Below are 11,917 nucleotides of genomic sequence, written 5' to 3'. Positions count from 1 at the left end.
TTCAAGTCGCAATCGTTGTAGTTAACAAGTACTATCAACTTAAATTTTATATTTGAAAACTTATGTGTTTTTTTGTGATTTTTAATACCATATTATGATTATAAATACTGATTTAGAACAAAAGGGAAATCTATTCCCATCAAAAATAGTAGCCTATAGAAAGGACGTAGATACACTTTATTTTACTACAGAGAACGATGTCGTTTTAGAAATGACCATTTTAAGGGATAGTGTCCTACGTTTTAGATATACGACTACTGGAACCTTTGAAAATGATTTTTCTTATGCTATCACAAAACATGCTAGCAAAGGTTACAACTTTTTAGAAATTGAAGAAGAAGCGGAATCTTATAAGATTACAACTTCTAAGCTTATTTGTCATATCAAAAAGGAGAATTTACAAGTCTTGATTTTTGATGCCAAAGATCATAAACTTATCAATGAAGACGAATTGGGTTTCCATTGGGAAGAAAGCTATGAATATGGCGGTAATATTGTGAAAATGAGTAAGTCGTCCCATGATGGTGAGAGCTATTACGGATTGGGAGACAAACCAGTTGATCTCAATTTAAAGGGCAAACGCTTTGAAAATTGGGTGACGGACAGTTACGCGTTTGGTAAGGATACTGATCCTATTTACAAGGCCATTCCATTTTACACGGGCTTAAAGGATAAAAAAGCTTACGGAATTTTCTTTGACAATAGCTTTAGATCCTATTTTGATTTCTGTCAAGAAAGACGCAACGTTACAAGTTTCTGGGCTCAAGGCGGTGAAATGAACTATTATTTCATTTACGGTCCACAAATGGAAGATGTAGTTGCCAATTATACCGATTTAACTGGAAAACCACATCAATTGCCACCTCTATGGGCATTGGGTTTTCATCAGTGTAAATGGAGTTATTACCCAGAATCGACAGTAAAAGAAGTCACGTCAAAGTTTAGGGAATTAAAAATTCCTTGTGATGCCATTTATTTGGACATCGATTATATGGACGGGTTTAGATGTTTTACTTGGGATAAAAATCATTTCCCAGATCCAAAACGCATGGTCAAGGAATTAGCAGATGATGGTTTCAAAACGGTCGTCATCATTGATCCTGGGATTAAAATAGATATGGAGTATACGGTTTTTAAGGAAGCACTGGACAAAGATTACTTCTGTAAGCGTGCCGATGGTCCGTATATGAAGGGTAAAGTGTGGCCAGGAGAATGTTATTTCCCTGATTTTACAAATGCTAAAGTGCGTGACTGGTGGTCTGATTTATTCAGGGATTTGGTTGAGAACATTGGTGTTAGAGGCGTTTGGAATGATATGAACGAACCTGCAGTGATGGAAGTTCCCAATAAGACTTTTCCTGACGATGTGAGACACGAATATGATGGAAACCGTTGTAGTCACAGAAAGGCGCATAATGTTTATGGTATGCAGATGGCAAGAGCAACCTACCAAGGTGTGAAGAAATTTGCCTATCCAAAACGACCATTTGTGATTACGCGTGCTGCCTACTCTGGTACACAACGCTATTGTTCTACATGGACAGGAGATAATGTAGCCACATGGGAACATTTATGGATTGCCAATATACAGGCACAACGTATGGCCATGTCGGGATTCTCTTTTGCCGGTAGTGATATTGGTGGATTTGCAGAACAGCCAAGTGGTGAGTTGTTCACCAGATGGATTCAACTTGGAATTTTCCATCCCTTCTTTAGGGTACACTCTTCAGGTGATCACGGGAATCAAGAGCCTTGGGCATTTGATGAAGACGTCACCAATATTGTCCGTAAATGGATTGAATTGCGTTACCAATTATTACCTTATCTATACACGTCCTTTTGGAAATATGTTGAAGAAGGTATTCCGATGTTGAAATCCTTAGTATTATTTGATCAAGAAGATGTACATACACATTACAGGTCTGATGAGTTTATCTTTGGAGACCATATGTTGGTGTGTCCAATATTAGAACCAAATGCCCGCGGAAGACGCATGTTTATTCCTCGTGGTGAATGGTTCAACTTTTGGACGGATCAGATTGTTTCAGGAGGAAAGGAAATGTGGGTGGATGCTGATATTGAAACCATCCCGGTTTTTGTAAAAGCTGGAGCCATCATTCCAAAATTCCCTGTGCAGCAATATGTTGGTGAGATCGATATTGATGAAGTAAAACTTGAAGTTTATTTTAAAAACGGAAAGGAATCCTCTATTTTATTTGATGATGCCCATGATGGGTATGATTATAAAAAAGGACGTTATAGTCTAAGAACGTTTAAGTTGACAGGAAAATCTGATGAACTTATTATCCAACAACACAAAGAAGGAAAATTTGATGCCGGATACCAGAAGTTTAAAATTGAATTCCATGGACTTCCATTTACCATCACTAAAGTTCAGATTGATAACGAAGAAATATCTTTAAATGATCTTAAAATGAATGGTAATAATTCAATGATCATCGACAAAGGTTTTACCGAATTACATCTTTTCGGGAAGTAGAATTTCTTTGATTTCACAAAAGCAAAAACTATTTCTTTTTGAGTTAATCAATAAGGGAATGGTTTTTGTATTTTTATGCTTAATAAATCTTAATAAAATAACAGATGAGATATAAGAATTCAATTGTAGCAATGGGTGCGTTGGCACTATTTTTATCCTGCGCTACGAATCCATTTACGGGAAATAAGACATTGGCCCTTGTTCCAAATTCACAACTTTTTCCTACTGCTTTTGCGCAGTATGATGAGTTTCTTACGGAACATAAGGTGGTTAGAAATACGAAGGATGCCGATATGGTGAGACGTGTTGGTCAAAAAATAGCAGTAGCTGCTGAACGCTGGTTAGATGCCAATGGATATCAGGGTTATTTGAAAGATTACAAATGGGAATACAATTTAGTTGAAGATAAAACGGTGAACGCATGGTGTATGCCGGGCGGTAAAATTGTGGTTTACACGGGTATTTTACCAATTGCTCAAGATGAGGCTGGATTAGCAGCCATTATGGGGCATGAGGTCTCTCACGCACTTGCCAATCATGGTCAGCAACGTATGAGTGCCGGAATGTTACAGCAAATGGGTGCTGTAGCCGGGAATGTAGTGATTAGCGATCCACAAACGTTAAATCTTTTTAACCAAGCTTACGGTGTTGGGTCTCAAGTAGGCGTGATGCTTCCTTTTAGCAGAAGCCATGAAACCCAAGCAGATGAGATTGGTTTGTATTTAATGGCGATTGCAGGCTATGAACCTATGGAAGCTGCCAACTTATGGCGACGTATGAATGCTCAAAGTGGAGGAGGAGCTCCACCTGAATTTTTAAGCACGCACCCTGCCAATGAAACACGTATTAAAAACATTGAAGCTCATGCTGAAAAAGCCAGAGCAGAAGCCAAGAAATTTGGAGTAACTACATTTAAAAGTTAATCCATCGCTGTTGTAAAATAAATAACTATTTTTAAAAGCTGTTCATGCCCAAAATTTGGAGCGAACAGCTTTTTTGTTTTCAAAATCTGTTGCATTCATTTTTGATCGAGCAAGAATAATAAATATCTAATAATAGAAAATAATTAATAAACCTTCAATGGAGCAATATCAAAAAGGGAGTAAGAAATTACTGAACGCCTGGGCATTTTATGATTGGGCAAATTCAGTCTATACGTTGACCATCGCGTCTTCCATATTTCCCATATTTTATTCTGCATTGTTTATTTCTGAGGTCAAAAAGGTCAGTGCTTTTGGTTTTGAATTTAAAAGTACAGCCCTGATTACATTTGTTACTGCATTTACATTTTTGATTGTTGCAATCTTATCGCCCATTTTGTCTGGTATTGCAGATTACGTTGGCAACAAGAAGAGTTTCATGAAGTTTTTCTGTTATGTTGGCGGACTTGGGTGCATTGGCTTGTATTGGTTTAGCTTGGAACGGATCCATCTGAGTTTACTGTTTTATTTTATGGGCTTGATAGGCTATTGGGGAAGCTTGGTATTCTACAACTCCTATCTTCCTGATATCGCTTTTCCTGAACAGCAAGATAAAATCAGCGCCAAAGGATTTTCGTTGGGATATATTGGGAGCGTGATTTTGTTGATCCTCAATCTCGCCATGGTGATGTACCCAGAAACTTTTGGATTTAATATAGCTATTGCACCAGATGTTTTAGCGACTGGTTCTGCCATCGAAATTGAAGTTGCTTCTGAAGCAGCGAGAAATGCCGCATCCATTGAAGCCATGCGAGTAGCGTTCATTACGGTAGGTTTATGGTGGATTCTGTTCAGCCAGTACACTTTTTATATGTTACCAAAAGGCGTTTCAAATGGACATGAAGTCACCAAATCGATTGTTTTTAATGGTTTTAAGGAGCTCAGAACCGTGTGGAAAGCCTTGACCAATAATTTAAGATTGAAACGTTATCTCGGAGCCTTCTTTGTTTTCAGTATGGCAGTTCAGACCATTATGTTGGTTGCTGTTTATTTTGGTGAAGAAGAAATAGCGTGGAAGGATAGCGACGGAAAAACCATGGGTTTAATTTTCAGTATTTTAATTATTCAATTAGTGGCCGTAATGGGCGCGATTTTAACATCTCGAGCCTCGGCTAAGTTTGGCAACATCAACACCTTGATTGTTGTGAATTTCATTTGGATGGGCTTATGTTTTTACGCCTATTTCATGACCACCCCAATGGATTTTTATATTGCTGCAGGTTTCGTCGGATTTGTTATGGGTGGGATCCAATCTTTGGCGCGTTCAACCTATTCCAAATTTCTACCGGAAACTAAAGACACCACTTCATACTTTAGCTTTTATGATGTGGCAGAAAAAATCGGAATTGTTATCGGGATGGTCATCTTTGCTACTATCGATCAAATTACCGGCAGTATGCGAAATGCCATTTTATTCCTGTTTATATTCTTTTTGGTCGGAATTTTGCTGCTTTTTAGAGTTCCAAGAAAAGCATAATTTTTTTAGCTCTAATCGTTATAATTATAAGGAGTAATCAAAAAAAGAATATATCCTATTTCTATTAATTACTAATACTACCTGAACCGGCAACTTTCGTATCTTCAGTTTTAGGATTTCCTGAATATTTTATATCACCAGATCCAGATACACGTGCTGTTAAATTGCCGTTGCATACCACTTTGGCATCTCCTGAACCATTTACCGAAACGTCCACATTATTGGCTATAAGATTAAAACCTTTATAATCTCCAGAGCCCGTAACGCTCACTTTTAAATTGTTTGTTCTTCCCTTTAAGGTCAAGTCTCCAGAACCTGTAACACTGGCATCTACCGATGTTGATTCCACATCTAATATGATGTCTCCTGAACCTGTCACCGAGGTCTTGAAATGGGTTGCTGAAATGGTGTTTTCATTCCAAACATCTCCTGATCCGGTTAGAGATACGGCATTAATATCTTTGAACGGAACCGTTATTTTGATAGTTTTATTTTTTGAGGTTTGTAAACTGATTCTATTTTCGGTTCTGACACTTAATGTGCCATTTTTTACTTCTGTAATAATATATTGCAGCAAGTTTTCTTCACCTTCAATTTTAATTTTGCCCTCCGCCCCAGAGACCAGGATATAATCAAAAGACCCCGCGAATGTAACGGCATCATAATCTGAAGTCGTTCTGTTAATGGTCGTGACGTTGCCATTTCCTTTAATTTTCTTTTGGGCTTGAATTGTGATTGCAAGGAGTAGCGCTGCAACAAATAGAATTGTTTTTTTCATGAGTTTTGATTGTTATTATTTCCGCGATGGCGAAAACCGTGTTAATTAATTTCTTTTAAAGGTGACACTTCCGTAATCAGAAGTAATTTTAATGAGGTTGTTGGCATTGGCATCACCATGATACCCTTGGTAATATTTATTGGTTGATTCCACTTTCTTCTTAAGGAATTGAAAGTCTTCATCGCCTCTCAGCGAAGCATATTCCAGTTTGATGTCAAACTTAAATTGGTATCCGGAATCATATCCTATGGTGACACCAGTATAATCTGCATCTATGGAAACGTTGCCTGCATTTTTAGTCAGTTTATCAATTTTGATAGAGCCATAGTCGGCCGTGATTTGAATGTTTTTATAGATTTCTCCAAAACGTGCGGTCAGATAATCACCATTACCTTTCACATTATTCGCTTTTTGAACGGTTACAGATCCGTAATCACATGTGTAACTAACATCTTCCGCAATTTCCACCATCGACTTTGTGTAATCCGCATTTATATCGAGGTTTTTAGTTTTTGCTACGGTAAAACTACTATAATCTGCATTGATTTTTCCGCTTTTAATGTATTCGAAATAGCTGTTATTCGTGTAGTCAAACGAGATCAAATTATTGTCGGCCATCAACTCTTTGGTGGTTATTTTTCCATAATCGCAGTTAATTTTGGCGTGACCCTCCAATCGGTCAAGGTTAATACTTCCATAATCATTGTTCAAATCCACACTATTACTCATTGGTAATTTTACTAAATAATTGATTTCCATATTGACAGTGGTGTTTCTACCCCAGCTCCACCAGCTTCCAGATTTGTTTTTTCCGAAGATGGTTTTAGCAGAGACGATTGATGAAGAGGCTTGAAAATCAACAGTAATCTCATCTAATTTTTCCTGTACTTTTTCCAGATTGTTGCCATTAGTTTTGATGTTTACCTCAATACTGACCGTATTTCCGGAGTAGGTGATGATATTGATATTACCATAACTATTACTGATTTTTAACAAGGCGTCGCGATTGACTGTATATTCTTTTTTTATGGTTTTCTCTTTGGTGTGCCTGCCATTCCATTCATTTCCCGCAAAAGTTAATTGGGAAGTGAGCAATAAGATCAGGAGATAATATAGTTTGCTTTTCATAGGTGCTAATTTAAAGGGTCATTTGAGTTTGTTCTAATTGTTTGAATTCCTTAAGGTTTTCAATAGATTTTAAAACATTTTCCAAAATATCGATTCTGCTTTGGAAATTGCTGATCATGGCATAAATGACGCGTTTATCATTACCACTTTCCTTAAGGTCAAGTTTTAATCTTTCATAATTTTTTTCTAACAATTCCATTTGTTTTAAAGCATCTGAAACAAGGATTTCATTTTCTGGACTCCGCTGTGCTTTTATTTTGTTCAGCTCAGATGAAATTGCCGTTGTAAAAAAATCTTGGGTTTGAGACAATTCTGGAGATACGCCTGCCAAATCATTAACTTCCATTTTGTTTTGTAAAAAGATAAACAGTCCAAGAAACATCATTATCGATGCAGCAATCGAAAGAATAACTGTGTATGACTTTCTTTTTGGAACGTTATCAACAACATTTGTGTTTATTGAATTTAACTTATCTAAAAACCGTTGTTGGTGACCAAGCTCGGGTGTTTCCACGTCAAATTCATGTTTTAAATCCCTGAAAAGTTCTTCTATTTCATCTGTTTTCATAATTTCAACTTTTAAAGTCCCACCACAGGTTTTAACTTTTGTCTCAAACTGTCTTTGGCTCGAGAGATCATGGTTCGGCAGTTAGCATAACTTATATCCATAATCTCACCAATTTCTTCGTAATCATAACCTTCAATTAAAAGCAAGGTCAAGGCAATTTGATAGTTTTCCTTTAAACTTTTCATACACTGTACTATTCGTGCCGCTTTGATGTTAGTCCACTCATAATCTTCAACAACACCTTGATCATCCTCTACTTTATATAAGACGTTTTCTAAAGGAACATTGTTGTCTTTTTTATTTTTTTGATATTCAGAAATGCTATTGTTGATGACAATTCTCTTCAACCAAGAACCAAACATCGAATGCTCCTTAAGTGTCTCAAGTTTTGTAAAAGCCGTTAAAAAAGATTCTTGCATAATGTCCTCGGCCTTAAAACTGTCCTTTACAATTCTAAAACTTGTGTTGTACATGGCCTTATAATAGCTGTTGTAAACGGCCATTTGCGCACGTTGGTCACCAGATTTACATTGCTCAAGCAAAACTTCAATATGAGGGTTGGTTTGTGTCAAAAAACAATTGCTTTGTTATAAAGATGAAGTTACTTAATCTTTGTTACAGTTTTTTGAAAAATATTTTAATGACCGATGACCGATGACCGAAGATTGCTCACACAATTTTAAAAAACCAATTCGGCGCCAATCTGTGTATTCTATGAGTGCCTAAAGGGAAACGGTGTACAACAAACCGACTATGGCATAACTATTGAAATCATATGAGTTCATTACTGACACATTATGTGTTAACTTGCTGGTTTTCAGCGAGTGATTTAAAGTTTTTACTAACGCAAAATATATAATTATGTCACTATTATGACATAATGACCTTAAACATAATATGAAAGAATCTAAATTTTTAAGTCTTGACAGTTTGTCATTTCAGGAGTTTGACGAAAATTCTGAGTTAATTCCGTTGATGACACCAGAAGATGAAGAACAAATAAACAACGAAGAATTACCTGCCACCTTACCAATTTTACCTTTACGGAATACGGTATTATTTCCAGGTGTAGTAATCCCAATCACTGCCGGAAGAGATAAATCCATTAGACTAATCAATGACTCCAATAAAGGAAGCAAGGTCATTGGAGTTGTTTCCCAAAGAGATGGAAGTATAGAAGATCCTGAAGGGAAGGATATTTACAAAACAGGTACAGTAGCCCGTATACTCCGTGTCCTGAAAATGCCAGATGGTAATACCACCATCATTATTCAAGGAAAAAAACGATTTGAAGTTGATCAGGTCATCACGGAAGAACCTTATATTACGGCAACAGTTAAAGATGTTGCGGAGGCTAAGCCAGCCGAAGATAATGAAGAGTTCTCTGCCATTATTGAATCCATCAAAGATTTGGCGCTTCAAATTATAAGTGAAAGTCCCAACATTCCATCAGAAGCAAGTTTTGCGATTAAGAATATTGAAAGCAATTCGTTTTTGGTGAATTTCGTGTCTTCCAACATGAACCTTTCTGTTGAGGAAAAACAAAAATTATTGGAAATCAACGATTTGAAGGAGCGTGCCTTGGCAACTTTGAAATTCATGAATGTCGAATTCCAAAAATTGGAACTTAAAAATGTCATTCAGTCCAAGGTTCAGAGCGACATGAACCAACAACAACGAGAATATTTCCTTCATCAACAAATGAAAACCATTCAAGAAGAATTGGGTGGGGTTTCTTATGATGAAGAGATTGACGAGATGAAAGTGCTGGCGAAAGCCAAAAAATGGGATGAGAAAGTTGATGCACACTTTCAAAAGGAATTGATGAAAATGCAACGGATGAATCCGCAAGTTGCAGAATATTCCATTCAAAGAAACTATTTGGAACTGTTTTTAGAATTGCCTTGGAATGAGTTCAGTAAGGATAAATTCGATTTAAAACGTGCCAAACGCATTTTGGATCGTGACCATTACGGAATGGATGATGTCAAAAGAAGAATTATCGAATATTTGGCAGTTTTAAAATTGCGTAATGATATGAAATCGCCTATCCTTTGTTTATACGGACCTCCTGGAGTAGGGAAGACGTCTTTGGGTAAATCGGTAGCAGAAGCTTTAGGCCGTGAATATGTGCGAATGTCATTAGGAGGACTGCGTGATGAAGCAGAAATCCGCGGTCATAGAAAAACATATATTGGTGCCATGCCAGGTCGAATCCTTCAAAGTTTGAAAAAAGCTGGAACTTCTAACCCAGTCTTCGTTTTGGATGAGATTGATAAATTATCCAATAGTCATCAAGGAGATCCGTCTTCTGCGATGTTGGAAGTTTTGGATCCTGAGCAAAATAGCGATTTCCATGATAATTTTTTGGAAATGGGCTTTGACCTTTCTAAGGTGATGTTTATTGCAACAGCAAATAGTTTGAGTACCATTCAACCAGCATTGTTGGACCGTATGGAAATTATTGATGTTACGGGGTATACCATTGAAGAAAAGGTAGAAATTGCCAAACGTCACCTCTTACCAAAACAGATTAAGGAGCATGGTTTAACGGATGAGCATTTGAAAATTGCCAAACCACAGTTGGAAAAAATAGTTGAGGGTTATACGAGAGAATCTGGAGTAAGAGGACTTGAAAAGCAATTGGCAAAAATGGTTCGCTTTGCGGCAAAAAATATCGCTATGGAAGAGTCCTATAATATCAAGGTAACCAATGAGGATATTTTGGAAGTATTGGGATCTCCAAGAATGCAGCGTGACAAATATGAAAGCAACAATGTTGCTGGTGTAGTTACTGGATTGGCCTGGACAAGGGTAGGAGGTGATATTTTATTTATCGAATCCATTCTCTCCAAAGGAAAGGGAACGTTGACCATTACTGGTAATTTAGGAACGGTCATGAAAGAATCCGCCACAATTGCCATGGAATTCATAAAATCAAATGCTGAAGAATTTGACATTGACCCAGAAGTGTTTGAAAAATATAATGTGCATATCCACGTTCCAGAAGGTGCAACGCCAAAAGACGGGCCTAGTGCAGGGGCTACAATGCTGACCTCATTAGTGTCATTGTTTACTCAGCGTAAAGTGAAAAGTAGCTTGGCCATGACAGGTGAGATTACCTTAAGAGGAAAGGTATTGCCAGTTGGCGGTATCAAAGAAAAAATCTTGGCAGCCAAACGTGCTCGGATAAAAGAAATTTTACTTTGCGAAGATAATAGACGCGATATAGAAGAGATAAAACCTGAGTATCTAAAAGGGTTGACGTTTCATTATGTAACAGATATGAGAGATGTTTTAAAAGTAGCTCTCACTGACGAGAAAGTGAAGAACGCAAAAACTCTATAATATGAACGGCAACAATTTGTTGCCGTTTTTTTTGATTTAAAAATAAATCAAACATATCAGCGTTTTAAGTAAGAAATACTACTTTTGTCGTTCTATGATCAAGAGGATTACTGTTATATTCTGTATTGTTTCGAACATCTCAGTTTTCGCGCAACTTGGTGGTGAATCTACTTATCAATTCTTGAATTTGGTATCCTCACCTCGTCAAGCCGCATTAGGCGGTAAGGTGATCACTAATTTTGATTATGACGTTACGGGAGGATTATACAATCCTGCATCTATAAATCCTGAAATGGATAACCAGTTGGCCTTAAATTATTCAAGTTATTTGGGTGGTATCAGTTATGGTACGGGAGCTTATGCGTATACCTGGGACAGACGTGTGCAAACATTTCATATTGGGATGACCTATATTAATTACGGCAAATTTGATGGGTACGATCAAAATGGCGTCTCTACCGGTACATTTTCAGGGAGTGAAGCGGCTTTATCTTTTGGCTATGCGTTCAAAATTCCCTATTCAGATTTCTATATTGGTGCCAGTGGAAAATTGATTACTTCGCAACTGGAGCAATACAATTCTATTGGTGGTGCCATTGATGCTGGCGTAATGTATATCAATGAGGATCTTGATTTCCATGCTGCATTGACCGTGCGAAATTTTGGCACCCAGTTTACAACCTATGCTGATCTGCACGAGAAATTACCCTTGGAGGTCAATTTAGGACTCTCTCAAACCTTGCAACATGTGCCAATAAGATGGCATCTTACTTTTGAAAACTTACAGCAATGGCCCATCGGATTTTCGAACCCTGCAAGGGCAACCACCGATTTAGATGGCAATCAGACCCAAGAAAAGGTGGGATTTTTAAACGAAGTGATGCGCCACACCATTATTGGTGCTGAGCTTTTTCCTGAGAGAGGATTTAATCTGCGATTTGGTTATAACTTTAGGCGTGCTGAAGAACTTCGAATCGTTGATCAGCGGAACTTTTCGGGACTCTCTTTCGGGATTGGCATCAAGATGAACAAAATGCGTTTCAGTTATACACATGCTCGTTATACGGGGGCATCAAACACCAGTTTTTTCGGATTACAAATAGATTTAAGATAAATTAAAAAAATTCCTTCTCAACGG

At 37.4% G+C, this 11,917-nt stretch carries 9 protein-coding genes; 5 read left to right on the top strand and 4 right to left on the bottom strand.

The window, feature by feature from the left end:
• The first annotated feature begins 94 nt into the window (after window positions 1–94).
• The 3 genes from ESZ48_RS05770 to ESZ48_RS05760 all read left to right on the top strand — a co-directional run bounded on the left by ESZ48_RS05770 (window position 95) and on the right by ESZ48_RS05760 (window position 4,957).
• Window positions 95–2,500, top strand: a complete 2,406-nt coding sequence (locus ESZ48_RS05770) for a glycoside hydrolase family 31 protein (RefSeq protein ID WP_129016373.1) — start codon at window positions 95–97, stop codon at window positions 2,498–2,500.
• Window positions 2,501–2,604: 104 nt separating this feature from the next.
• Window positions 2,605–3,423, top strand: a complete 819-nt coding sequence (locus tag ESZ48_RS05765; protein WP_129016372.1) for a M48 family metallopeptidase — start codon at window positions 2,605–2,607, stop codon at window positions 3,421–3,423.
• Window positions 3,424–3,580: 157 nt separating this feature from the next.
• Window positions 3,581–4,957 (top strand): MFS transporter, encoded by a 1,377-nt coding sequence (locus tag ESZ48_RS05760; RefSeq protein ID WP_129016371.1) that lies wholly within the window; start codon window positions 3,581–3,583, stop codon window positions 4,955–4,957.
• Window positions 4,958–5,021: 64 nt separating this feature from the next.
• On the opposite strand, the gene ESZ48_RS05755 is transcribed toward ESZ48_RS05760, so the two are convergent.
• The 4 genes from ESZ48_RS05755 to ESZ48_RS05740 are packed head-to-tail and all read right to left on the bottom strand — an operon-like array spanning window position 5,022 to window position 8,003.
• Window positions 5,022–5,735, bottom strand: a complete 714-nt coding sequence (locus ESZ48_RS05755) for a head GIN domain-containing protein (protein WP_129016370.1) — start codon at window positions 5,733–5,735, stop codon at window positions 5,022–5,024.
• Window positions 5,736–5,780: 45 nt separating this feature from the next.
• Entirely contained in the window at window positions 5,781–6,863 is a 1,083-nt protein-coding gene (locus ESZ48_RS05750; RefSeq protein WP_129016369.1) for a hypothetical protein, read from the bottom strand.
• Between the two features lie 10 nt (window positions 6,864–6,873).
• Window positions 6,874–7,431 carry a hypothetical protein gene (locus tag ESZ48_RS05745; protein ID WP_129016368.1) on the bottom strand — a complete coding sequence of 186 codons (558 nt, stop codon included), beginning with the start codon at window positions 7,429–7,431 and terminating at the stop codon, window positions 6,874–6,876.
• An 11-nt stretch (window positions 7,432–7,442) separates the two neighbouring features.
• Entirely contained in the window at window positions 7,443–8,003 is a 561-nt protein-coding gene (locus tag ESZ48_RS05740; protein WP_129016367.1) for an RNA polymerase sigma factor, read from the bottom strand.
• 325 nt (window positions 8,004–8,328) lie between these two features.
• On the opposite strand from ESZ48_RS05740, the gene lon reads away from it, so the two are divergent.
• Window positions 8,329–10,779 carry an endopeptidase La gene (gene lon, locus ESZ48_RS05735; RefSeq protein ID WP_129016366.1) on the top strand — a complete coding sequence of 817 codons (2,451 nt, stop codon included), beginning with the start codon at window positions 8,329–8,331 and terminating at the stop codon, window positions 10,777–10,779.
• Between the two features lie 94 nt (window positions 10,780–10,873).
• A complete protein-coding gene (gene porQ / locus ESZ48_RS05730; RefSeq protein ID WP_129016365.1) occupies window positions 10,874–11,893 on the top strand; it encodes a type IX secretion system protein PorQ in 1,020 nt (339 codons plus the stop codon).
• The last annotated feature ends 24 nt before the right edge of the window (window positions 11,894–11,917 follow it).

Origin of the sequence: Gelidibacter gilvus (assembly GCF_004115975.1) — a bacterium.
GTDB lineage: Bacteria > Bacteroidota > Bacteroidia > Flavobacteriales > Flavobacteriaceae > Gelidibacter > Gelidibacter gilvus.
Note: the sequence above shows the minus strand (reverse complement) of the source record. Positions and strands in the feature narration are given on the sequence as shown.